Here is a 24,897-nt window from a genome sequence, read left to right as displayed (position 1 = left end):
GAGCTACAAGGGGGGTGGGGTAATTGATGGCCAGGAAAAATCGGGATACCAGTCAGGCCAGCCAAAGCACGGAAGACATTATCGCGCGCCTGGAGGCCGAGAAGAATGCGGCTCTCGACAGGCTGGCGGAATGTGAGTCCACCTTGGAACTGCTTTCGGGCCAGCTGTCACAGGCCCAGATTCTTCTGGAAGAATCGCGGGACCGATTCGCCGACCTCTACCACTATGCTCCCCTCGGCTATATTAGCCTGACCGGAGAGGGCAGACTTGTTGAAGCGAACATGACGTTTGCCGGTATGGCAGGCTACGACCAGCACGCGATGCAAAACCTGCCTTTCACCATGTTCGTCGCCCGTCCTGACCTCGATATCTTCTTCAAGCATCTGGAACGTTGCATGAAGGGTGAAAGCCGGGTCGTGACCGAATTTCGCCTGAAGCGCCGGGACGGTTCCCTTCGGGACATCCAGCTTGCCAGTGTGCCGGTCCCCGACTATCAGCGGCGCACGATCCTGTTTCGCACGGCCGTGACCGATGTGACGGACCTGAAGCGGGCGGAAGAGACGCGGGACGAGACGAGACGGCAGCTGCAGCTGGTCATGGGGATTGCGCCGGTACCCATCGGTTATCTGGACGGGGAACAGCGGTTCCGGTTCGTCAACCCCGCCTATGCGCAGCTGCTGCACGGCAGCGAAGAGAGCATCATCGGCAAGTCCTTTTCCGAGGTGCATGGGGTCGATTTCTTCTACTCCATCAGGGACAGGTTTGCGCAGGCACTGGCAGGGGAGCCGCTTGCCTTCGAGACTCAGGCGGAATGCCCCGGCTGCGTCTCTCCTATGCTGTTTCTCCGCATCGCGATGGTCCCCGACGGCGGCCCCGGCGAAACTCCCCGCGGCGTCGTCATTGCCCTCACCGATCTTACCGACCAGAAGCAGGCCCAGGAGGAACTGCGGTCGGCCAAGGAGGCCGCGGAGAACGCCAACAGGGCGAAAAGCCAGTTCCTCGCAAACATGAGCCATGAGCTTCGGACCCCCCTGAACGGCGTTCTCGGCATGCTCCAGCTGCTCCTGAACGGATACGCCGGACCGCTTCAGGATAAACAGCGGGAAATGACGGCCAAAGCCGCCAGGTCGGCGGGCGCTCTCATCGGGATCATCAACGATATTCTAGACCTGTCGAAGATCGAGGCGGGGAAACTGGAGATCGAGGAAGCGCCCTTCCAGGTCAGAGAATGCGTTGCCGACGCGCTGGAGCTCTTTTCGGTAGAGGCCCAGCAGAAAGGACTAGAGCTGGAGGTTTCCATTGCAGAAGGAGTGCCGGAGACCGTCCGCGGAGATTATGTGCGGCTGAGGCAGGTTCTCATCAACCTGATCGGCAATGCGTTCAAGTTCACCGAGCGGGGAAGCGTTTCTATGCGTGTCGCGGCCGGAGGCAAAACCCCGGACGGTAAGCTGGAGATCGCATTCACGGTGGCGGACACCGGCATCGGCATCCCGGCTGAGAAGCAGAAGCTTCTCTTTCGCCCGTTCAGCCAGCTGGACGAGACGAACACCCGCAGGCACGGCGGCACGGGTCTGGGGCTAGCCATCAGCAGCAGGATGATCGGCATGATGGGTGGCAGCATCGCCGTAGAAAGTGAGGATGGGGCGGGGAGCACCTTTTCCTTTACCGTGCCTCTGGACGAGGTCCAAGAGGCGAAAAAGAGCGCTTATGACATTTCAGCGGCGGCTGAGGCCGTTGCACCGGTTTCCGGAACCAAAGAGACCCCGCGAATCCTGGTTGCCGAAGATGATCCGCTGTCCAGCGAGTTGCTGATGGCTATATTCGAGGATCAGGGATTCCGGATGGACCTTGCCAGGACCGGGAGGGAAGCCGTTGAGATGTGGGAAAAGGAAGAGTTCGATCTGATAATCATGGACGTGCAGATGCCGAAACTGGACGGGATTGCCGCCACCCGCATGATACGTGGTAAAGAGCAGGCTCGCGGCACGCACACACCCATTCTGGCGATGACGGCGCATGCATATCAGGAAGAGCGGGAGCGGTGTCTGGAAGCCGGAATGGATGATTTTCTACCCAAGCCGGTGGATCTGAAGAAGGGGGTGGAGGTTATCAGGTCTCTGCTCGGGAAAAAGGTCCCAGGCTAGGCGGAAGTACCGATTCCGCTGCCAATGAGGCTGAAGGAAAAGCCCGGCGTCCATGGATTGCCGGGCTTTCTGTTTCCGAAGGTTACTGACCGCAGATCTGGGGGTTTCTGCAGATTGCGATGAGTGCTTCCAGGATATTCGTGGTGGTGAGGATCCCAACCAGGTTCCCCCTGCGGTCGGTGACGCAGATGCCGTACAGCTTTCTGTCGTGAATCAGCTGTGCCGCCTCGATCAGGTCGGTGTCCGGAGTGACCGTGAGGGGGTTCGGGTTCATCGCCTGACGCACCTGGGTCTTGGAGAGGATGTAGTGCATCTCCCATGTGTCGAGGGCGGTCGCCTTGCTTGGGGTGAACTCCTTTATCATACGCTCCGTGAGCAGCCCGACGAACTTTCCCTTTTCCATCACCGGCAGCCGCCGGACATTCTTCTCTTTGAGCAGGTGGATCGCCTCTATTATCGTAGCGTCAGCCTCTATGGTGACCGGTCCTCTCGTCATCCAACGTTCAACGGTCGTCATGGTGTCTCCTCTCATCTCTTCGGTTTAGTGTATCCCATTTCTCTCATTATGCTACCCCGCATTTCTGCAGACCTCCCCAACAGAAGATTTTCTTCCCACAATACCGGCCGGTGTGCCGGAACCCGCTGCACACTATCTTTCTAACAATGAAAAAAAGTTAATAAGCAAGCTTGCGTGACCTCAATTGAATGCTATTGTTGTTAGCATCCTCTAATTATCCCGATCTTCAATTCAGATGCGGCTGCCGCGGCCACAACCAGCTCGGCCGCCGGTACTTTTCTTCGAGGAGCGACACAACATGCTGAAGATTTTTCCCGGATTGCTCGCTTGCCTCATGCTGCTTGTTTCATCCGCGGCGCTCGCGGCCACCCTGCAATTGCCTGTGACCGGGCAGACCGTGTGCTACGAGCAGGGTGCTTGCCCTGATCTCTTCTGCCCTGTTCCATGCGGCGATACTCATGCCGGACAGGATGGCGCTGTTCAGGCCGGAGTTCAGGCGCCGGCGACTCGCTTCACCGATAACGGTGACGGTACGTTGACCGACAATCAGACCGATCTGGTGTGGCTGCAGGACCTGAACTGCCTCACGGGCGCTTCCTGGCAGCAGGCGCTCGACCGCGGGAAGACGCTTGCTGATGCGGAATGCGGGTTGGGGGACGGTTCCCGTGCTGGTCAATGGCGGCTGCCGAACCGCAGGGAGCTGCTTTCTCTGACGAACTTCGAGCGGGGGGATGGCGGGACCTGGCTGGTGAGAAGCCTGCCGGCAGGCGCGGACCCCCTAGATCACTGGTACTGGACATCGGACAGCTACATCCAGGATGCCGCAGCAAAATGGATCTACCATCCTGCTGGAGCGCTGTGGCCCAGTTCCGATGACACTCAGCCTGACCGGGTCCTCCACGCCCTCTACGTACGGGACCCCCTGCGGGTAAATGTGACGGTAACGGCCGCCGTCGGTGCTGGGAGCGGCACCGTAACCCCCGAGACTACAATCGCTATCCGGCAGGGGGAAACGGCCTCCTTCAATCTTGCCCCGGCAACCGGCTACCTCATCATGGAAACGGTAGGGGGTACGTGTCCCGCCGGCTCCTTCCAGGGCGCTACATACACGACAGGACCCGTCACCGCCGATTGCTCCCTCCTGTTCTCCTTCGAGCAGGCTCCGAACATGGTGACGTTCATTGCCGGTGAGGGGGGGAGCATCAGCGGCGCCATGGAACAGAGGGTAGCACCGGGAGGAAATACCACTCCGGTTGCTGCGGTGCCGAATCCCGGATTCCGCTTTGTCCAATGGACGGAACCATCCGGCTTCACGAGCACCTCGAATCCTCTGGTGGTCACGGAGATAGCCTCAAATCGAACCATCACAGCCAGCTTTGCCGCTGACACCTATGGGATGGGGGATGTGGTGCGTGTTTTCCGCCATGCCATGGGCCGGCTGCAACTGACCGACTCGGAGAAGGCGCGATACGACCTGGCGCCTCTCGGCCCGGACGGCGTTTCCCGTCCGGACGGCAGCGTTGGTTTTCCTGACGTGGTGATACTTCTACGCAGGCTCGTGGGACTGTAATCCGGAGTAAAAATCCTTTTCTGACGGAGGGACAGACATGAAAGACGGGTAGAAAGACAGACAGCTCTTCTGGAGGGTGCGAGCCCCGCTGGGGTCGCGAAAACGAAACGGCCGGTGTGTCCGCCGGCCGCAGACGAGGAGGAGTAATTACATGTGCAAAAAACTCTTGTTGCTCTTGGTTGCGTCGATTGCATTTCCGGTTGCCGCAGGGGCTGCGACGGTCCAGCTTCCGCAGACGGGGCAGAAAACCTGCTACAGCGAGGCAGGCGAACTACTTCCAACATGTGCAGGCACCGGTCAGGATGGGGAACTGCAGACCGGTGTGGCGTGGCCGTCTCCGCGATTTACCGTCAATATGCAGGCCGATGGGGTCACTCCTGACGGGACGGTGACGGACGAACTTACCGGCCTGACCTGGCTTACCAACACGACCTGTCTGGCGCCCACCGACTGGGCCGACGCGCTCCGGCTGGCCAATGAACTGAGCACCGGTGAGTGCGGCCTGGCAGACGGTTCGAACGCAGGCGACTGGCGCCTTCCTAACGTAGTGGAGATGGAGAGCCTCATCGATATCTCCCGCACCCTTCCGGCGCTTCCTGAAGGCCATCCCTTCTCTGCTCCGGATGGAAGCTACTGGACGTCAACCACTCACGGACACTTTCCCAACCTGGCCTGGGGGGTCAATATTTATGACGGCAATGTGAGGGGCGCTCCCAAGGACACCACCACAGATTACAGGGTTCTTCCGGTGCGTGGGGGGCAGTTGCCGACGGAGTGACGGAACAGGCGCTGTGAACATCAAGGTCCGAATACTTTTTGAGGAGGAACAGTTATGTTGAATCTGCGCTACATGCTTCTAAGCCTGCTCATGCTGGTACCGGCGGGCGCCCTTGCCGCTCCGGCAATTCAGCTGCCACAAACCGGCCAGACCTCCTGCTACGATGCCGCCAACAACGAGGTCAGTTGCGCCGACGATGTCTTCAGGACTCGGGGACAGGACGGCGATATCAGAGCCGGTGTGCCGGCCCCGGAGCCCCGCTTCAGAAATTTCACATCCAACGGAATCATGAGCGACCGGATGACCGATCTGGTCTGGACGAGGAATGCGGACTGCTTCGGGTCCATACCCTGGCAGCAAGCTCTTGATAATGCAGAGACCATCCGTAGCGGCGTCTGCGATGTAAACGACGGCTCGCTTGCCGGTCAGTGGCGTCTGCCGAATCGCAAGGAGCTGCTCAGCCTTGCCCACCACGAAGATCTTCCGGAGTTCAGTTTTGCCGAGGAGGAGCTCAACATCGAGTGGCTGACTACCCAGGGCTTCAGGAATGTCCGGAACAACGGCGTTTTCTACTGGACGTCCAACACGTATCTGGGTGAAATCGACGGCGTGACCCCCTTCACCAGACGCTGGGTAGTGCATGTCATAGGGGATACCCGCCCTAACGACGCACCGACCAACCATGCCCTCTTCGTGCGCAGCTACAACGCTCCGGTGAACGTAAATGCGCCTGCGGCCTTCACCGGAATACCGGTGGGGGAGGCGGCCCCGGCCCAGGTTCTTACCATCGCAAATGGCGGGATTGACCCTCTCGAAGTAACCAGCATCACCGTCACCGGCACCGATAACGCCATGTTCACGCTGAATCCGGGGGATGGAGCCGCCGGAACCTGCGGCAGCCTCACGCCAACCGTTCCCGCCGGCGGCAACTGCACAATGTCGCTCGCCTTCACTCCCGCCACGGCCGGCGAAAAGGCCGCCGCTCTTGTTATCGTATCCAATGCCAGCAACACTCCGACTCTTGAGCTGCCTCTTTCCGGCACCGGGGTCGAGGCAGAAGCTAGCTTCACTGCCACCGGCTCCGTAAACGGCAACGGGACTCTGGCCGCAAATGAGGTGGTCGTAGCGAGCGGTGCAGGCGCAAGCTTTACTGTAAACCCTGCAGAGGGCTTCAGGCCCGGCACCGTTGGCGGCACCTGCCCCGCGGGCACCTTCGACGGCAACGTCTATACCACCGGCCCGCTGACCGGCGACTGCACTGTTGTATTCAGCTTCGAACAAGTCACCACTCCGGGTGGTGATCCGCAGGGGATGGCCGACGTGGTGAGGGCTTTCCGTGCAGCCCTCGGAAAAGCCGAACTTACTGCCGAAGAACGTACCCGTCTGGATGTAGCCCCCGTTGGCGCTCCCAACGGCAGCGTCGATTCCGCAGACGTGGTAATTCTGCTCCGCAGGCTGGTGGGACTCCTGTAACAAAACATATTCTGGAGGAAAGACATGAAAACTTTCAAGTATCTCATGCTGTTCGGTTTGATCCTGTCCCTGTTCGGTTGCGGAGGCGGCGGAGGTGGCGGTGCGACACAGAAAGAACCGGATCCGGTGCCGGTTACACCGACTGCTGCGGTCGTTAAAATTTCGACCCAGGGAAACCTTCCCGAAGCGACCTCTCTTGCAGGCGTCGGGATCACGGTCAGCATACCTGTCGGCGTTACGGTAAAGACGGAGAATGATGGCACCGTCAGCAGCAGCGTCATAACCCCGTCCGGCGTAACAGCCGACAAAGCAACGATAGCGCCGGCCGATTACGTTCCTGCCACCGCGACCACGCCGGGAACACTTACGTTCGTACTGGCAAGCACCGATCAGGCTGGTTTCCGCACCGGCGAGTTCGTTACCGTCAACCTTGAGGGAGCGGTCAGCAACCTCAATCCTACTGACATAACGTTGACCAACTTCCAGCCGGTGAACCTTGCAGGAGAGCCTGTTGCCGGACTTGCGCCGACCCACACGCTGGAACTCAAGTAGCAGGTGATCTGTTCGGAAACTGAAGGTAGTACAAAGGCCGCATCCTCGGATGCGGCCTTTGCCGTTTGGAGCTTTCGTCTTGAGTTAGATTTGATCGATGTACAGATTCTGAAAATATGAACGATATGAATTGTAAGTGGTGCAATCTTTCCGTTGAGTGGACATGAACAAGCTAACTCTTAAATTCAGGGACCGGAAACGCGAAGAGGAGTTCCGTGCCGACTATTTTGCGGGGAACCTTACGCAGGTGCGGGCCAGCTTGATGCTGGGCTGCGTGCTCTATGCGGTATTCGGATTTCTCGATCCAAAGATCATCCCCGAGTTCAAGGAAGGTGCATGGTTCATCCGCTTCTGTCTGGTGTGCCCCCTACTTTTCGCATCCTATATCTTTACCTATTCGAGACATTTTCCGAAGGTGATGCAGCCCGTGCTGTTCATGTACGGGGCAGTCGCGGCGGCGGGAATTATAGTGATGTTGGCCTGTTCCTACCTCTTCGGGAATTATCTTTATTACGTGGGGCTGCTCCTTTGCCTGATGTTCTTCTATACCTTTACAAGGCTGCGCTTCATCGGGGCTACCATCCTTTGCTGGGGCATATTTATCATGTACGAGATCATCTGTCTTGTCCGGGGGGTCCTTCCCCAGGCGGTGCTCATCAACAATACCTTCTTCTTTCTGGCTTTCAATATTGCCGGCATGTCCGCCGCCTATTCCATCGAAAGGTACATGCGGCTTGACTTTCTGCAAAGACGGTTGATTCAGCAGAAAGGGGAAGAGCTGGCGATAGCCCTGAATGAGGTGGAGCGGGCACGTCATGAGGCGGAAGAGATATCTAAGCTCGACCCGCTGACGAACCTTTACAACCGGAGGCATTTTTTCGCGGTAGCCGAGGAACGGGCGGCCTTCGAGTGCATTGCCCTGGTCATGATCGATATCGATCACTTCAAGAGGGTCAATGACCTGTACGGGCACACCTCGGGAGACCAGGTGCTTCTCGAGGTGGCAGGGAGGATCAGCGAGGCGATGCGGCGCTCGGACACACCATGTCGCTACGGAGGAGAGGAGTTTGCCGTGTTCCTCCCAGACACCGATCTCGAAACTGCGGTGCGGATCGGCAGGCGGCTCAAGGAACGGATCGACGGAGTTGTTCAGACCGATGCCGCTTCAATAAGCATCACGGTCAGCATGGGGATTGCTGCAGCGGATCCGAGCGGACTCGTTTCCGTAGATGAGCTGATCGAGCGGGCCGACCGTGTGCTGTACCGTGCGAAAAAGACGGGTCGCGACCGTATATGCGTCTGGGACGATGACGAGGAGCAGCGAGGTCCTGCAGAGTGCTAGCCTACTTCGGCATATTCCCGTTCCCTGAATTCGACTCCCAGTGATTCCGCAAGCCGGCGAACCGCTGCTACATTGACCCCCGGCACGGTGACTGCGGAAGCCACCACTTTGGGAATCCTGCCCTTCGCCTCACGAAGGAAGTCACAGACGGCGTTGAATCCTCCTTCACCGAACGGCGTGTTGCAGAGCCTTGCATAGGTGACTGCGTCCGGGGCATTGAGACTCACCGAAACGCAATCCACAAGCCCTTCCAGTTCCGGCACGATATTCCTTCCATGTACAAGGTTTGCCTGGCCGTCGGTATTGATCCGTACCTTTACACCCTGTTTCTTAAGCTCTGCTGCGACCGCCTTCACCAGATCCAGCCGAAGCAGTGGCTCACCGTAACCGCAGAAGACAACCTCATCGAACATTCCGGCATTTCCGATGGCTCCCATAACCTCGCTGAAGTTAGGCTCGTGGAGCAGTTTGAGAAAGTGTCCCTTGACCGTGAAATCATCGAACTTGGCGCAGAACGAGCAGTGGTTGGAACAGCGGTTGGTTATGTTGAGATAGAGGGAATTTCTGATCCGGTAAGCGATCATGGCGCTCTGGTCCTCTCGCCCGATGCCGAAGAGGCGGCGAGTGTTGAGGGAGGTTATCCTTCCCACATCCTCCAGCGAGAGTCCCTTCAATTCGGCAACTTTTTCCGCTGTGATCCGGACATATGCGGGTTCATTTCTCTTTCCGCGATGAGGGACGGGGGCCAGGTAGGGGCAATCGGTTTCGATCAGAAGGTTCTCGATCTTGATGCCGCGCACCACCTCACGCAAGGCTTCGTTTGCAGGAAAGGTGACGGTGCCCGGGATCGAAATATAGAATCCCATGTCAACACATTCGAGGGCCATCTCAAGGTCGCCCGAGAAGCAATGCAATACCCCACCCACTTCGGACGCCTTCTCTTCCCGCAGGATACGCATGACCCTCTCGTGAGCGTCCCGGTCATGGACGATCACCGGGAGGGAGAGCTGTCTGGCCAGACGTATGAAACGCCGGAAAACCCTTTCCTGGTCGGGGCGGGGTGATCGATCTCGGAAGAAGTCTAGGCCGATCTCTCCTATGGCGACCGTCTTTCTGCTGCCTACTGCCATTTCCCGGATAACATCGAAACATTTATCGGTTACCCGCACCGCGTCATGCGGGTGAATGCCGACGGCACACCAGATATTGTCGTGCTGCTCCGCGAGTTGGCAGGCAGCCCGGCTCGTCTCTATGTCTGCGCCTACAGCTATGATCTGTGAAACACCTGCCTCATCGCTTCTTAGCAGCATGGCATCGAAATCGGCAGCAAATTCGTGGCCGTAAATATGGGCGTGGGAGTCGATGAATTGTGGCGCCTGTGACATGACCTTCCTTCCCGGACGTTAGTTTCTGTAAAGGTTACCATCTCGGACCGCATACTGGCAAGGCGGTTTTGGCGGCACCTGCCGCTCCGAATTTGGTAATGACACGTGGACCCATTCATGGCATAATCGGCCAGGATTTTTTAGCCTCACTAAAAACGTTGTGCCTGCCTCCGGTAAATATGGAACAATCGAATTTCGTACATCTTCATCTACATACCCAATATTCCCTGCTGGACGGCGCGATACGTCTCGGCGACCTGATCAAGAAGGCACAGAAGTACAACATGCCTGCGGTTGCGATGACCGACCACGGCTGCATGTTCGGCGCCGTCGAGTTCTACACCAAGTGCAAGGACAAGGGGATCAAACCGGTGATCGGGGCAGAGGTCTACATCGCCCCCGGTTCCCGCACCAGCAGGGAAGGGTTCGGCCCCGAGAACGTCACCAACTACCACCTAATCCTCCTCTGTGAGAACCTCCAGGGATACAGGAACCTTTCGCGCCTTGTCTCCGCCGGTTTCAAGGACGGGTTCTACTACAAGCCGCGCATCGACAAGGAGCTCCTTGCCCAGCACCACGAGGGGCTCATCTGTCTATCCGCCTGCCTGAAGGGAGAAGTTGCCTACCTCTGCGGGCGCAACAAGATGGAGGATGCGCTGGCCGCAGCGCGCTGGTATTCGGAGCTCTTCGGGGACCGCTACTACATCGAGCTCCAGGAAAACACGCTCCCCGAGCAGGATGTGGCAAACAAGCGCCTTCTTGAAGTGGCCAAGGAGCTCTCGCTTCCCCTCGTCGCCACCAACGACTGCCACTACCTCAACCGCGAGGACGCCAAGGCCCACGAGGTCCTTCTCTGCATCCAGACCGGGAAGACGATGAACGACCCGAACCGGATGCGGCTCTCCGCGGACGAGTTCTACTTCAAGTCGCCGGAGGAGATGGCGAAGGCCTTCCACTACGCGCCCGAGGCCATCACCAACACAGTTGCCATCGCCAATCGCTGCGATATCGAATTCGACTTCAAGACATATCATTTTCCCCAGTACGTGAAGCCGGAAGGGAAGAGCCTTGACGAGGTCCTCGAAGATCAGGCGTTGGAGGGGCTCAGGGATCGGCTGGTAACCATCCGTGCAAAGAACCCCGATCTCACCCTCGACCAGGAGCAGGCGTACCACGACCGGCTGCGGATCGAGCTCGACTGCATCAAGCAGATGGGTTTCCCCGGCTACTTCCTCATCGTTGCCGACTTCATCAACTGGGCGAAGGATAACGGAATTCCGGTAGGGCCAGGGAGGGGGTCGGCCGCAGGCTCGCTCGTCGCCTACGCCGTCAAGATCACCGACCTGGACCCGATCCCGTACAACCTCCTCTTCGAGCGGTTTCTCAACCCGGAACGTATCTCGATGCCCGATATCGACGTCGATTTCTGCCAGGACCGGCGCGAGGAGGTTATCCAGTACGTCACCGAGAAGTACGGGCGCGACAAGGTGTGCCAGATCATCACCTTCGGGACGATGTCTGCGAGGGCGGTCATCCGGGATGTGGGGCGTGCACTGGATATGGCGTACGGGGATGTGGACCGGATCGCCAAGCTCGTCCCCGAGGTGCTCGGGATCAACCTTGAGCAGGCGATTGCTCAGGAGCCGAAGCTCAAGGAGGCTGCGGATGCCGATCCCCGGGTGAAGGATCTGCTTGAGACGGGCCTCTGTCTCGAAGGTCTCGCTCGACATGCCTCCACCCATGCAGCAGGTGTCGTCGTGGCTCCCGACGTCCTCGAGGAATTCTGCCCCGTCTACAAGGACCAGAAAACCGGTTCCATCACCACACAGTATTCAATGAAGTACGTGGAGAAGATCGGGTTAGTCAAGTTCGACTTCCTCGGCCTCAAGAACCTGACCGTCATCGACAATGCGGTGAAGCTTATCCGCAGCGGCCCAGATCCGGACTTCGACATCACCACGCTGCGGGATGACGACAAGGCCAGCTACGACCTCATCTCCGCCGGGAACACCACTGGCGTGTTCCAACTCGAGTCCTCCGGGATGAAGGAGATGCTGACAAAGCTCAAGCCATCCTGCTTCGAGGACGTCATCGCAGCCTGCGCCCTCTACCGCCCCGGCCCCCTCGGCTCGGGGATGGTGGATGACTTTATTGCCCGCAAGCATGGGAAGCAGAAGGTCGTCTACGACCTGCCGCAACTGGAGCCGATCCTCAAGGATACCTATGGGGTTATCGTCTACCAGGAGCAGGTCATGCAGATCGCCCGGACGCTTGCCGGCTACTCCCTCGGGGGAGCGGACCTCCTGCGCCGCGCCATGGGTAAGAAGGACCCTGCGGAGATGGCCAAGCAGCGAGACATCTTCCTCGATGGAGCCGAGAAGGGTGGCGTCGACCTCAAGAAGGCGGGGGCGATCTTCGACCTGATGGCCAAGTTCGCCGAGTACGGCTTCAACAAGTCACACTCGGCGGCGTACGCCCTCGTAGCTTACCAGACGGCCTACCTCAAGGCCCACTACCCGGTTGAGTTCATGGCTGCCCTCCTCACCGAGGACATGGGGAGCACCGAGAAGGTCATCAAGAACATCGCCGACTGCCGGGAGATGGGGATTGAAGTTCTACCCCCGGATATCAACGCGTCCCACCGCTCTTTCCGCGTACTCGGCAACTCCATCCGCTTCGGGCTCGGCGCCGTAAAGAACGTGGGGGAGGGTGCCATCGAGTCGATCATCGAGGCGAGGGAAGATGGGCCCTTCACCGGACTGTTCGACTTTTGCGAGCGGGTCGACCTGCGGCGGGTGAACAAGCGGGTCGTGGAATCGCTCATCAAGTGCGGCGCCTACGACTCCACCGGCGGCAAGCGCGCTCAGCTCATGGCCGTGCTGGAGGAGGCCATGAACCTCGGTCAGAAGATCCAGCAGGAGCGGGCGAGCGACCAGGTTTCCCTCTTCGGCATGGAGGAGATCGTTCGCACCTCCGGCAGCGGCAACGGGAGGCATACACTCCCCGACATTCCCGAATGGGACGACAAGCTGCTTCTCAATCTCGAAAAGGAAGCGCTCGGTTTCTTTATCACAGGGCACCCCCTGGGCAGGTATGCAGCGGATATGAAGCGCTTCGCCAACGCGGAGACGGCGGGGCTCTCTGAGCTCCCCGACCGCAGCGAGGTGAAGGTATGCGGTATCGTTACGGGGCTCAAGGAGATTCTCAACAAAAAGGGAGAGCGGATGGGGTTCGCCACCGTGGAGGACCTGACAGGCTCCGTTGAGGTGGTGGTCTTCTCGGAGATATATGCGCGCGCTGCGGAGTACCTGAAAAACGACGACCCGATCCTCGTTACCGGCACCTTGGATGTCGGAGAGAAAGCGTGCAAGGTAATTGCGACCGATATCGTGCTTCTTCGCGAAGTGAACGAGCGGCAGACGAAAAATGTCCATTTCAGATTACAGGCCGAGGGGGTTGACCGGGAGCGGCTGACCGACCTGAAACGGATCATCGACCGCTATCAGGGGACATGCCGCGCACTTCTGCATTTCGAGATTCCGTCCAGAAGCAGGGCAACGGTGAGTCTTCCCGCTTCCAGCGGAGTATCGGCCAGCGATGAATTGGTCCTGGAAGTGAACAACCTGTTCGGCTATAATGCCGTTTCCTTTGAATAAGCTTTGCTTAATATTGGTTTGCTACGGAGACACTACGCTCGTAGGAGACACAGAAATTCGAGTACCGGCATTTAGACGAGACTGAGGCGGAGCTTTAGTTTTTTGGCTGCTTAGTGTCTCTGCGGCAATTGCATTTAAAACAAAAGGAGATAGAGATAAATGGGTAATCAATATTACATGGATTTCGAAAAGCCGCTTGTAGAGCTCGACAAGAAAATAGAAGAACTTCGCTCCCTTTCTACCGACACCATCGATCTGAGCAAAGAGGTAGGAAAGCTCGAAAAGCGGGCGGAGGAGATGCGTCATCGGATCTTTGCGAATCTGACACGGTGGCAGACGGCCCAGGTGGCGCGGCATGTCAACCGGCCGTTTACCTTGGACTACCTCAACCTGATTTTTACGGAATTCGTCGAACTCCACGGCGACCGCAATTTTGGCGACGACCACGCCATTGTCGGCGGCCTGGCGCGGCTTGACGGAGAGCCAGTCATGGTGATAGGGCACCAGAAGGGGCGCGACACCAAGGAGAAGGTTTTTCGCAACTTTGGAATGCCCAACCCCGAGGGGTACCGCAAGGCGCTGCGTCTCATGGAGATGGCTCAGCGGTTCAAGCTCCCGATAATCACCTTTGTCGATACACCCGGCGCTTTCCCCGGCATAGGGGCAGAGGAGAGAGGGCAGGCCGAGGCGATTGCCCGCAACCTGCGGGAGATGGCGTGTCTGACGGTTCCCATCATAGTCGTCATCACCGGCGAAGGGGGGTCGGGCGGGGCCCTTGCCATCGCCGTCGGCGACCGGATTCTCATGCTGGAACACTCGGTATATGCCGTCATTTCCCCCGAGGGATGTGCGGCGATCCTCTGGTCCGACGGGACGAAGGGGGAGCAGGCTGCCGAAGCCCTCAAGCTCACCGCCAGTGACATCAAGGAGTTGGGAGTGATCGACGAGATCGTGAAAGAGCCGATGGGTGGCGCTCATCGAGACCACAAGGCCATGGCCGAAGCGCTTCATGAAGCTCTCGCACGTAACCTTAAAGAGCTCAAAAACCTCCCCGCCGATCGCCTCGTTGAAGAGCGGTACGAGAAATTCCGCAAGATGTCGCGGTTTGTGGAATAGACGTTAAAGCGTTTATTTGATGAATCACCATGAGCCGGGCAATCGCCCGGCTTTTTTGTTGCCGTACAGGCACAACCCACACAAGAGGTAAAATTACAATTTAGTTTCAATACAACATTAAAGTTTGTCTGCCCGATGACGATGTGACTGAAAAACCATTTTTCGGGAGGAACAAATGAATTTTTGGTCAGACTTAAAAGTCAAGAGCAAGATTGTGACCTTGATTTTGTGCTGCTGCGTGGGAATGCTGACCATTGCTGGGTTCGGGCTCTTTAAGATGAGTAAAATGCGAAGCGACTTACGGGAGATGAAGGACGGACTCGGACATGTGGCTCTTCTTCAGGACCTGAAAAACAACTTTCTCGCGATCCGCCTCGACCTGGTATATTTCCTCTCCTTGAAAGACCAGCAGAAAATCGACGAGAAGAGCGCGGACATGGCAAGCCGCGCCAAGTTCATCAAGGAGAAGCTTCAGGAATTCGAGAAGTGGGACCTGGACGATTCTGAGAAACAGCTTGCACTTCAGTTCCGCGAAGGTTTCGAGCGGTACCTTGCCGAGGGGACGAAGCTGGCGGAAATGAGCAGATCAGCCAATGCGGCCGGCGACCAGGCACAGGTAGAGGAAGCAGTGAAATTCGCCGTAACGACGGTGGCCCCTCTGTATGAAAAACCGGCAGCTGCCATTGCTGAACTTGTCAGCCTGAACGTCAAAGAAGGGGACGAGATGTTCAAGCGTGACGAGAAAGCATATTTCGGCGCAGTGGTGGGCATGGTGGTCGTCATGGTCATGGTGCTCCTGGTGGCGGCTGCCATAGGGCTGCTGACGGCGAATTCAGTTAGCCGCCCACTGAATGAGGTGTTTCGGGTCCTGGAGCGGATAGCGAATGGAGATCTGGTGCCGCGAGTCGATGTGAAGAGCAAGGACGAGATGGGTCTGCTCGCAGTTCAGGTGAACAGGATGGCGGACGAGCTCAGGGAGGTTATAGGACTGGTTTCGCAGAATAGCCAGCAAGTGGCAGCCGCCTCCGCCCAGCTTCATGCTACCTCCAAGGAGATGGCGGAGGGAGCGGAGGAGATGGCGGCGCAGGCGACTACCGTTTCCACTGCCGGGGAAGAGATGGCCGCCACTGCCGGTGATATAGCCAACAATTGTCACACTGCTGCCCACGGGGCTGAACAGGCAAGTGATGCAGCAAGAGCTGGCGCTGAAGTGGTAGAGAAGACCGTCGACATCATGAACAGGATTGCAGGGAAAGTGCAATCGACAGCTCAGACCGTCGAGAGTCTCGGCGAACGCAGCGACCAGATCGGCACCATCATTGGAACCATTGAGGATATTGCCGACCAGACGAATCTGCTGGCCCTGAACGCGGCCATCGAGGCGGCGCGTGCAGGGGAACAGGGGCGGGGTTTTGCCGTCGTCGCAGATGAAGTGCGGGCTCTGGCGGAACGGACGACCAAGGCTACCCGCGAGATCGGTGAGATGATCAAGGCCATCCAGTCGGAAACAAAAGGTGCTGTAGTTGCCATGGAAGAGGGGGTTAAGGAGGTGGAAACCGGCATGTCGGAGGCTGCAAAATCGGGTGATGCTCTGATGCGGATACTCGATCAGATCAGCAACGTTGCGATGCAGGTGAACCAGATCGCTACTGCCGCCGAGGAGCAGACAGCCACTACCAACGAAATGAGCGGCAACATCCTTTCAATCAACGATGTAGTGCAGCGCACCGCAAGTGGCGCCAACGAATCGGTAATTGCAGCCGACCAGCTGGCTAAACTTGCCGAGGAGCTCCAGGACGTTGTGACGCGCTTCAAGGTTGCCTGAGGATGCATCGATAATCGAAGGGGCCGGTTGACCGGCCCCTTTTTTGACGCCTATGCTTCTGGCCCGCCACTTGCCGGGCACCGTAATCCATACCCGTCTATTCTGCCTCACACCTGCAGCCGTTGCATTGCTTCCCGTAGGCTCCCCGCCCGTACTCGCACGTACACCGATGCAACCCGACATCTTTTGCCTTGACGAATGCCGCCGTACCGGTTATGGCAATAGTAAAAACAAAGGACCACCTTATGGCCGAGCGTCTTCAGAAGATATTGTCACAGGCGGGAATCGCCTCCCGGCGTCAGGCGGAAGCCCTGATTACTGCAGGACGCGTGCGGGTTAACGGCGCTGTCGTAACCGAGCTTGGTGCGAAGGCAGATCCGGTCACTGATACCATTACCTGCGACGGGAAACCGGTAAAGCCGATTGGGCGCAAGGTATACGTCCTTCTCTACAAGCCACCGGGGTATATGACCACTCTGAAAGATCCTGCCGGGCGCCCCATCGTGACCGACCTCCTGAAGGGGGTCGGTGAGCGGGTATATCCGGTAGGCCGCCTCGATTACAACACCGAAGGGTTGCTCCTTCTGACCAACGACGGCGCCTGGGCAAATTCGCTGGCCCATCCGCGTCACGAAGTGGAGAAGGAGTATCTTGTAAGAATCCAGGGACTCCCGTCGGCGGATCAGATTCGTCAACTGGAGGAAGGGGTAGTTCTTGACGACGGAAAAACGGCTCCGTCAAAAGTCCGACAGTTGAATTCCAGCCAGAAGAACAGCTGGTTTTCCATAACCATTCATGAAGGACGCTACCGTCAGGTCCGTCGCATGTGCGAAACAGTCGGCCTGTCGGTGGTGCGGCTCAAGCGTATCCGGTACGGCAGCCTTGATCTGGGAGATCTAAGGCCGGGGCAGTACCGTCTCCTTTCACCGGGCGAAGCCGAGCAGATGCTGGCCTGAGCCCGCATCCCCTTTTTCAATTCCCTAAAGCCCATCATCCCCTCATAAGTTGGAACGTATGTTGCTACATGCAGATATTCGGATGAACAAACTCGTGCAGTTCCCGTGAGGGTGCCGTAAGAGCCTCAGCTTCCGTCGGTTACCGACTGGAGAAGGAGAATATATTCCACTGCCGGCCTTTTCAGGTAGTGATCTCGCAGAACATCCGGTTATTTCACATCCGGCTCTGTATGTGGTTAATGCTGATAAATCGCTCAAGAATCTATAGTGGGTGCATGAGACGAAACTTCGTTATCATAGTTGCTTTTGCTGCGCTTGGAATCTCTTTCGTTCAGGCAGACGCCGGCATCGGTCCCATTCAGGGTCTTGAAACTTCGGTAAAGCGTGGCGAGAAACAGCTGGCGCAGGTTATAGACCGTGAGCGGGGGATAGTAGGGCCGACGGGATGGTGCAAGCAGGCCGCTCGCCATGGGAACCCGGAGGCGCAGTATGTCCTGGGCTGTGCGTTTTTCAACGGGTGGGGCGTGCAGCAAGACAAGCTGACGGCGGTAAAGTGGTTTCGGAAAGCGGCTGAGCAGGGGCACGTCGAATCGCAGAAGAGCCTGGCTTTCATCTACGCCAATGGCGATCCGGTCGAAAAGGATCTGGCAGAGGCGGCGGAGTGGTTTCGGCTGGCAGCGGAACAGGGTGATGTCCAGTCGCAGTACAGTCTCGGGAGTATGTATTACAACGGTTGGGGGGTCGAGCAGGACAAAGAGCAGGCCGCCTTCTGGTGTCGCCTTGCTGCCGAACAGGGGGACCCTCAGGCCCAGTTCATCCTTGGCTCGATGTACATGAAGAGCGAAGGGGTCGACCTGGATCTCGCAGAAGCTGCCAAATGGTTCCGTAAAGGCGCGGAGCAAGGCTTTGCCAAGGCCCAGATGAGCCTTGCCGTTCTCTACTCCAACGGCTGGGGGGTCGAGAAGGACCCGGCAGAGGCTGCCAGGTGGGGCCAGAAAGCGGCGGAGCAGGGGGAGGATACGTCTCACCTCGTTGCGGATACGCTGAAACTGCATAGCAACCGCGATCACTGATCACATCGTCTCGCCTATAGTCCTGCATTTTGCATCAGGATGAAAACATGGGACAATTAAGGAAAAGATCCTCTGGAGGCAGAGATGCTGAAATGGGCGGGGATTTTCCTGGTCGTCTCGATCGTCGCAGGGCTGCTGGGTTTCAAACTAGTTGCAGGGCTGGCTGCTTCCGTGGCGAAAATCCTTTTCGTCATCCTACTGGTTCTTCTCATAGTTTTTATAATAAGGGGGATCACCGGGTACCGGAGAATCACTAAGTAGATTTCCAAGCACCTTTCAAAGCGTCCGCCACACCTTCCCGAGCACCTTGTACTCCCGGATTATCTTGACGATCTTGAAACCCATCTTGTAGAACTCGTTCAATGATGTGATGTTGTCATTGCGGATGTAGCAGATTGCCGAGCTGAAACCCTTCTCCTTCGCTATCTCCAGGAGCTGCAGCGTGCCGAAGGGCAGCAGCCCGCGCCCACGATAGTGAGGAAAAGTGTAGACATTCTCCACCATTACCTGCCGCTCTGAAAGAGGGTAGAATTTGCGGGCGAACCTGCTCTTGATTACGCTGTTCTCCTCCGGAAAAATGATCCATTGAAGGTAAACCACCTCTTCACCCGCCTTCATGGCGTAGCAATTGGAGAAGCCGCAGGAACGGAAATAGAGTCGGCTCAGAAGCTCCCGTCGCTCGCGGGAGGGGAGCGCTTCGACCTGTTTCCGAAGGTTGGGTATGTCCTCTTCCCGTAGCGGCAGGAATGTCAGCGATGGTTTTTTGTGTGACGGATACGCAACGGGGGCGGCAAGGCTCCTTCCCATGACGAAATAATGGTTGAGGGAAAAGAGAAGCCCGGACATGAGGCGCACTGCGCCAAGCGGACCTAGCGATTGCAGAATGTTCGCAGCTTCGCCGACCCTGGCACTGCAGCTCCTGATTATTCCCACTTCAGGACGTTTCACTTCTTCAGCCACAGGCAACCCATCACCTCCTACCAGGGAGATGCCGCTCTGGTCCAGTTCTTTCATGCCCCCTCCTTCAAATAAAGAAAAGCGGCTGCTGAGAAATGCTGCTCCAGTTATGCGTTTGTTATGCCGGCCTCTGCTGAAACGGGTGTCACCCCCGAACCGTTATAGAACCTCCTTGTGACGGACTTTCCTCAGCTGTACCTGATAAAATTACTGCCTGTTTTAATTAACAGGCAGGTTTTTCCTCAGCCGGGCCTAGAAGCTGGACGTGCTGAATGAGTATGTGCGGGAGTTGCTCGGGCCGCATCTGCCTGAATTTATTCTCCCTGCTGCAGCAAGTATCGCAGTTCTCCCGGTCCGGCGGCGTATCTACCGATATTGTTCCTGCTAAGCGATCATCAGCGATGGGGAGAGCTGGAGCGGTTCTCCTCCCAGTTTCCTGTCGATGAATCGTGCAACCTTGTTGATGGAGTCCAGGTTGTCCGGAACCAGCTCATCGTCTGCAATCCGGACGCCGAACTCGGATTCAAGAAACGCTACCAGTTCGAGAATGCCTGTGGAGTCTACAATGCCGTCGTCGAGAAAGGATGTGTCCCACTTCAGGCTGCTATCCTCTCCGAACAGAAAGTTGTCTACTACGAAATGGCGGATTTTTTCACGAGAGTTCATGGAGCATCCTCCTGATCATAATGAAGTAGAACATGCATGCTGAAATTGTTCACCGGCTTCCTCCACCAGTACCGGTGGCAGATGGAGATAGCGGGTTGTGGTGCGTTTGGTGTCGATGTCGCGGTACACCTTCCGAACCTGCTCCGGGGCGAGCCCTACGGCGGGAGCCACAAGCTCCGGAGATACGGAATTGTTCTTTCCGTACAGGCAGAGATCCATCTTTTCATAGGGGAGCGAGAAGTAGAACTCATCCTGCCCCTGATCCAGTGAATACGTGTCCGTTGTAGGCCTGCGGCGCCTGATCGGTTCCGGAACCCCGAGATATTCGGCCAACTGGTAAACCTGGGTTTTGTAAAGGTGCGCTATGGGCTTTATGTCCGCCGCGCCGTCCCCCAGCTTTACAAAGAACCCCTGATCGTACTCAAGGCGGTTCGGAGTCCCGGCGACGCAGTAATTGAGCCGGTCTGCATGATAATATTCCAGCATCTTGCGCACCCGCTGCTTGAAGTTGGTCGCGGCGACGATCTCCAGGTAGCAGTTGAGGGGAAGGCGCTGTTTGATCAGTTCCCCGTCCGGGGACTGTACGACAACCGAAAACAGGGTGAAACCATTGTTTTCGAGTACATTGGAGGAGACGATTTTCGATTTCCACCCTTCGCCATACTCCGGGATGATCATCCTGATGGCGTCGTCGTACCTCCGGTAGAAACCGAGTGCATCCAGAATTGCCGAGATATCCTCCCTGAGGGTGTTGATCCCAAGTGAGGAGGCGGCCATTCCGCTGTATTCCAACGTGTCGTCTGAGGAGTGGCGCTCGGGCATTTCCAGGCCGAGCACTCGGTCAGAGCCGAACGTCCGTACTGCGAGTGCTGCCGTGACGCTGCTGTCTATTCCCCCGGAGAGGCCGATGACTACGCCGCGCCGCTTCAGCTGGTTCACCATGATGGCGCGCATCCGGCTGCAGATCCGCTCGGTTTCCCGTTCCGGATCGAGGCGCAGCATTTCCTGCGAGAAGTGCTTCGTCTGGTTCATTTCCTGTTCCTTTCCGTGAATTTAAAACGTTACGGCGTGCTGCCGTTCTGTTGTACAGCCCGGCGCCGGATCCCGAAGTCCCAATGAACCACGGGATACAACCCGTTGTACCCTGATCTGTTCGACCGCCCGCAGTGAGACCCCTTCTACGAACTGTTGGTGAACGAGTTGTGTGGAGAGGATGCCGATCAAGGCCATGCTCTGGAATTCGTTGGAAAAATCATGGTGCGAGTTGCGGAACTTCCGGAAAAGAAGGCCAGCTTTTGTGGGATTGAAATAGCCGGATTTCTGAAGAGCCGCAGCCGAAAGCTGATCATCCACATAATCCGTCGGCGCGTCTGCGAAAAAGAGTTCCCGTATAGGCGCTCTGTAAGGCTTTTTAGGACGGCGCCCGATCCGCTCAGGGATCATTCCCCTGAAGGCTTTCTTGAGGATGTTTTTCTCGTCAAGGCCCCGTATTTTCCAATGAGATGGAAGACGGTACGCGAAGTCGATTACCCTGAAGTCGAGGAACGGGTGGCGCAGTTCCACGGAATTCGCCATTCCGACCCTGTCCCCCTGGGATGAGAGCAGGTAGTTGGACAGGAATATTTCGGTTTCGAGAAACTGTGCCTTGCCTACCACATCACGCTCGAAGAAGTCCTCCGGGAGTCTGCACAGGAGGTCGTCGATCGGGTTGTAGCCGGCGAGGGCGCTGCGGCACTCGTCCGAGAGGAACATAAGGTTCTTCATGCTCGCTTCCCACCTGATCATATGGGAAAAGAGCGGGTTTTCCAGATCTTCGGTGGAGACTCTGAAGAAGCTCTGCAGGAACTGCCTCCCCCGCGAGGGATTGCGGAAAATGTACGGGTAGAGCCTTTCCAGCAGAAGCGGCCTGTGCTCGGAGGTCACATCACGCCCCCAGAACCGGCGCACCTTAGCCTCCCTGAATATGTTGTACCCGCCGAAAACCTCGTCAGCTCCTTCACCGGAAAGTACAACCCGGAACCCTTCCGACTGTACCAACCCCGACAGGACGAGAAGAGGGACTGGTGCCGTCCGGAGAAGGGGCTTCTCGCAGTGCCATATGGTTTTCGGGAAAAGCCTCCTGATATCACCGTTATCGATCATGATCCGGCGATGGTCCGCTCCCAGATAGCGGATAAGCTCTTCCTGATAGTCGCTTTCGTCGAAGGCGTCTTCCTGGAAGCCGATTGAGAAGGTCTTGAGGCGGTTGTTGAAGTTCTTTGCGATCAACATCGAGATGATGGACGAGTCGAGGCCGCCGCTCAGGTAGGAGCCGACCGGTACATCAGCCCGCAGCCGCAGGCGTACCGCGTCAGTGAGAAGCTCTCGCAACTCTTCCGCTGCTTTTTCCCGTGTCATCGCGGTGGGAGAGGAATGGAATGGAATGCTCCAGAACCGCTCGGTCGAAAGCTTTCCATCCCTTGCCCCCATGAAATGTCCCGGGGGGAGTTCATGGATACCTTCGAAGACGGTTTTGCCGGGAAGGGTGGTCCAGAAGGTGAAAACCTGGGCGAGCCCCTGCATGTCCAGCTGCCTGGTTCCATCTACGGTCAAAATCGACTTGATCTCCGAGGCGAAAAGGAGCCGTCCTTTAGAACAGGTATAATAGAGGGGTCGGATGCCTACCCGGTCCCGTGCCAGGAAGAGTTCGCGCCGTGTCGAATCCCAGATCGCCAGTGCAAACTGCCCATTTATCATGTCGAGGCAGCGCGGACCGTACTCCTCATAAAGGTGTAGAACGACTTCGGTGTCGGTCTCGGTCGTGAAGCGATGCCCCCGCGCCAGCAGCTGATCTTTCAGTTCGAGGTAGTTGAAGGCCTCACCGTTGTACACTATCCACAGAGTTTCAGTTTCGTTGCAGATTGGCTGAATCCCGCCATCGATGCCGATTATGCTCAGGCGGACATGCCCGAGTGCTACGTCATCGTCGAGATAGGCTCCAGATTCGTTAGGTCCTCTATAACGGAAGATCGAAGCCATAGCCGTTATTTGATCAAGACCGGGGGGGAGCTGCGCCTCCAGATTGAAAATGCCGGCAATTCCGCACATAGGGGTACTTACTCCTTTTGCTGCAAGCTTTTCCCCGGCAGGTAAGGCCAGCGGTCAGCTGCACGTGCGCAAAATAATTAATTATTATTAACGTTGATCATTATACCGAATGCCATTGAAAATACAAATGCAGGCCGTTGAAAATTTCGAAGAGGCTGAGGCGGGCAGTGGTTACGGAGCGGAAAGGGGAGTTGTGTGTGAATGGACCTGCCTGATTCCTTATTTCCCGATGAGCTGCGGGAGCTCACGTATGAGACGAGTTGTTTCCGTATCTGAAAGGTCCTTCAGGATCCCGTACATTCCTGCAGGGAGAGGAGCGGGAACAAGGTGAAAAGTGTTGGTGACCGGGTGGGTAAAAGAAGTGACGAATGAGTGAAGACCGATACCGGGGTAATCATGGAGAGGTTTTCCACCATACCGCTTGTCTCCAATTACAGGATGGCCCGCGAGCCTGAAGTGCTGGCGTATCTGGTGCATCCTGCCTGTTCGCGGGTTTACGGCAGCCACGGCTGCACCGTTCCCCTGAAAGAGCACGCGGTACTCGGTTCGTGATTCCTTTCCTTCGAGGGGTATTTCAATAGTTCCTGCCGGCGGGGGAGTTCCCTGAACTATCGCCAGATAAAGTTTGCCGAAACCTTCTTCTTTCACCATCCTGCCGAAAATTCCCGCGGCGGTAGGACTTTTGGCTAGGACAATGGCGCCGGAGGTGCCGCGGTCGAGGCGATTCACTGGGCGCAGCTTGATCCGCATCGGCAGGACCTCCCTTGACCCGAGCATCAGTTCCCCCAGTTCCACCAGGTTGTGATGATCTACTTCCGCCGCCCGGTGCACGGCAATGCCCGGCTCCTTGTCAATCACTACGATCCAGTCGTCTTCGAAGAGGATGTCGAGTCGCGGTCTTTGGGGTGCCAGAAGCTTCCTGGTCCGCCCGGTCTCCTTGAGCCCGATCCGGTCCCCGAGCTGTACGATGAAGTCGGCGTTCGTAGCAGTGTCGTTGACGGTTACGTGCCCCGATCGGATGATTTTTCTGAGGTAGGATAGAGGAGCGGCGGGAAGAATGTTCTGCAGCAAGCTTTCTACCCGCCGGCAGTGGTCGGTTTCGGTGATGTCGTAAATGATCATGGAGCGAGTATAGGAGAGGTCACCTCGTGTTACAAGTTTTTCCGGCTCCCTCGACTAAATTCGCTGCAGGTCAGCTCTGGTCGGTATAGGAGCCGTTTTCCCAGAGGAGCAGGCCAGTGGTCGGGTCGAGCGTGCGGCGTGGAGCAGGGCCCCGGAACGGCCAGATGATGAACTCCACCGCGAAGATAGTGCACCCGTCGAGACAGTGCCCGCCGACGACCGTTCCCTCCTTGTCCGAAACCGCAAGGTGGATATGTACGAAGGGAGCGCCGTCCCGTATCGAGATGTTCCCGGTTCCGGAGACTATCTCGTAAGGCGCGTCGAAATCGAGCACCTGATATGCGTGGGTCTTCTGATCGTAGTAGGAGAGCCGGGCTCTTGAGAGAGAGCCTATCAGCTGGATGAACCCGGCGGTAACATCATGCTCCTTGGCGAACTTGTTGAGTTCTCGCAGCAGGTCCGTTCTGTAGGGAAGTTTGCCGATAATCATTGTCGTTCCTCCATTTCCTAGAATCCAAGGCGGGATCGTCATAACATGTGGCTTGTGCCCCGGTCATCCTTCTCCAGACATATCGGTAAGAATGTTGCGGGCTTGAACGGCTCTTACTGAAGTATAGTCTCACCTTTGAGGAAAGCAATGCCGGCATGTGAAGGGTAGCCACTCCTGCTCGGGTTGGA

Annotated in this window: 20 protein-coding genes; 12 read left to right on the top strand and 8 right to left on the bottom strand. The window is 57.2% G+C overall.

Annotated elements, in window-relative coordinates:
* The first annotated feature begins 26 nt into the window (after positions 1-26).
* Positions 27-2,144, top strand: coding sequence for a response regulator (locus tag CFB04_RS07260; RefSeq protein ID WP_088534652.1), 2,118 nt, complete (start codon positions 27-29; stop codon positions 2,142-2,144).
* An 82-nt stretch (positions 2,145-2,226) separates the two neighbouring features.
* Here CFB04_RS07260 and CFB04_RS07255 read toward each other — a convergent pair whose 3' ends face one another.
* Positions 2,227-2,661 (bottom strand): CBS domain-containing protein, encoded by a 435-nt coding sequence (locus CFB04_RS07255; protein WP_088534651.1) that lies wholly within the window; start codon positions 2,659-2,661, stop codon positions 2,227-2,229.
* 298 nt (positions 2,662-2,959) lie between these two features.
* On the opposite strand from CFB04_RS07255, the gene CFB04_RS07250 reads away from it, so the two are divergent.
* The 5 genes from CFB04_RS07250 to CFB04_RS07230 all read left to right on the top strand — a co-directional run bounded on the left by CFB04_RS07250 (position 2,960) and on the right by CFB04_RS07230 (position 8,376).
* Complete coding sequence (locus tag CFB04_RS07250) at positions 2,960-4,231, top strand: DUF1566 domain-containing protein (RefSeq protein WP_172825453.1); 1,272 nt, start codon at positions 2,960-2,962, stop codon at positions 4,229-4,231.
* Between the two features lie 151 nt (positions 4,232-4,382).
* On the top strand, positions 4,383-5,009 hold the full coding sequence (locus CFB04_RS07245; RefSeq protein ID WP_088534649.1) for a DUF1566 domain-containing protein: 627 nt from the start codon (positions 4,383-4,385) through the stop codon (positions 5,007-5,009).
* A 54-nt stretch (positions 5,010-5,063) separates the two neighbouring features.
* Complete coding sequence (locus tag CFB04_RS07240) at positions 5,064-6,482, top strand: DUF1566 domain-containing protein (RefSeq protein WP_088534648.1); 1,419 nt, start codon at positions 5,064-5,066, stop codon at positions 6,480-6,482.
* 24 nt (positions 6,483-6,506) lie between these two features.
* Entirely contained in the window at positions 6,507-7,034 is a 528-nt protein-coding gene (locus CFB04_RS07235) for a hypothetical protein (protein ID WP_088534647.1), read from the top strand.
* A gap of 163 nt (positions 7,035-7,197) precedes the next feature.
* Entirely contained in the window at positions 7,198-8,376 is a 1,179-nt protein-coding gene (locus CFB04_RS07230; RefSeq protein ID WP_088534646.1) for a GGDEF domain-containing protein, read from the top strand.
* Here CFB04_RS07230 and CFB04_RS07225 read toward each other — a convergent pair.
* Entirely contained in the window at positions 8,373-9,761 is a 1,389-nt protein-coding gene (locus tag CFB04_RS07225) for a TatD family hydrolase (protein ID WP_088534645.1), read from the bottom strand. The two genes, CFB04_RS07230 and CFB04_RS07225, sit on opposite strands and share 4 nt — an antisense overlap.
* 179 nt (positions 9,762-9,940) lie before the next feature.
* Here CFB04_RS07225 and dnaE point away from each other — a divergent pair, with 179 nt between their 5' ends.
* From dnaE to CFB04_RS07195, 6 genes are all read left to right on the top strand, one after another.
* Entirely contained in the window at positions 9,941-13,417 is a 3,477-nt protein-coding gene (gene dnaE / locus CFB04_RS07220; RefSeq protein ID WP_088534644.1) for a DNA polymerase III subunit alpha, read from the top strand.
* Between the two features lie 159 nt (positions 13,418-13,576).
* Positions 13,577-14,533 carry an acetyl-CoA carboxylase carboxyltransferase subunit alpha gene (locus CFB04_RS07215; RefSeq protein WP_088534643.1) on the top strand — a complete coding sequence of 319 codons (957 nt, stop codon included), beginning with the start codon at positions 13,577-13,579 and terminating at the stop codon, positions 14,531-14,533.
* Positions 14,534-14,708: 175 nt separating this feature from the next.
* Positions 14,709-16,358, top strand: coding sequence for a methyl-accepting chemotaxis protein (locus CFB04_RS07210; protein WP_088534642.1), 1,650 nt, complete (start codon positions 14,709-14,711; stop codon positions 16,356-16,358).
* Between the two features lie 245 nt (positions 16,359-16,603).
* A complete protein-coding gene (locus tag CFB04_RS07205; RefSeq protein ID WP_088534641.1) occupies positions 16,604-17,314 on the top strand; it encodes a pseudouridine synthase in 711 nt (236 codons plus the stop codon).
* A 275-nt stretch (positions 17,315-17,589) separates the two neighbouring features.
* The gene (locus CFB04_RS07200; RefSeq protein WP_231934424.1) at positions 17,590-18,387 is read left to right on the top strand and encodes a tetratricopeptide repeat protein; all 798 of its coding nucleotides are present in this window, start codon (positions 17,590-17,592) and stop codon (positions 18,385-18,387) included.
* Between the two features lie 84 nt (positions 18,388-18,471).
* Entirely contained in the window at positions 18,472-18,648 is a 177-nt protein-coding gene (locus tag CFB04_RS07195; protein ID WP_088534640.1) for a DUF1328 domain-containing protein, read from the top strand.
* Positions 18,649-18,663: 15 nt separating this feature from the next.
* Here the strand turns inward: CFB04_RS07195 and CFB04_RS07190 are convergent, their stop codons facing one another.
* The 6 genes from CFB04_RS07190 to CFB04_RS07165 form a co-directional block, all read right to left on the bottom strand.
* The gene (locus CFB04_RS07190; RefSeq protein ID WP_088534639.1) at positions 18,664-19,401 is read right to left on the bottom strand and encodes a GNAT family N-acetyltransferase; all 738 of its coding nucleotides are present in this window, start codon (positions 19,399-19,401) and stop codon (positions 18,664-18,666) included.
* A gap of 327 nt (positions 19,402-19,728) precedes the next feature.
* On the bottom strand, positions 19,729-20,010 hold the full coding sequence (locus tag CFB04_RS07185) for an acyl carrier protein (protein ID WP_088534638.1): 282 nt from the start codon (positions 20,008-20,010) through the stop codon (positions 19,729-19,731).
* Between the two features lie 15 nt (positions 20,011-20,025).
* Positions 20,026-21,042: an NAD(+) synthase gene (gene nadE / locus CFB04_RS07180; protein ID WP_088534637.1), complete on the bottom strand. Its 1,017-nt coding sequence runs from the start codon at positions 21,040-21,042 to the stop codon at positions 20,026-20,028.
* A gap of 21 nt (positions 21,043-21,063) precedes the next feature.
* Complete coding sequence (gene asnB / locus CFB04_RS07175) at positions 21,064-23,097, bottom strand: asparagine synthase (glutamine-hydrolyzing) (protein ID WP_088534636.1); 2,034 nt, start codon at positions 23,095-23,097, stop codon at positions 21,064-21,066.
* A 219-nt stretch (positions 23,098-23,316) separates the two neighbouring features.
* Positions 23,317-24,219, bottom strand: a complete 903-nt coding sequence (locus tag CFB04_RS07170; RefSeq protein ID WP_088534635.1) for an RluA family pseudouridine synthase — start codon at positions 24,217-24,219, stop codon at positions 23,317-23,319.
* 70 nt (positions 24,220-24,289) lie between these two features.
* Complete coding sequence (locus tag CFB04_RS07165) at positions 24,290-24,709, bottom strand: PPC domain-containing DNA-binding protein (RefSeq protein ID WP_157698747.1); 420 nt, start codon at positions 24,707-24,709, stop codon at positions 24,290-24,292.
* Positions 24,710-24,897 lie beyond the last annotated feature (188 nt).

The organism is Geobacter sp. DSM 9736, assembly GCF_900187405.1.
GTDB lineage: Bacteria > Desulfobacterota > Desulfuromonadia > Geobacterales > Geobacteraceae > DSM-9736.
Note: the sequence above shows the minus strand (reverse complement) of the source record. Positions and strands in the feature narration are given on the sequence as shown.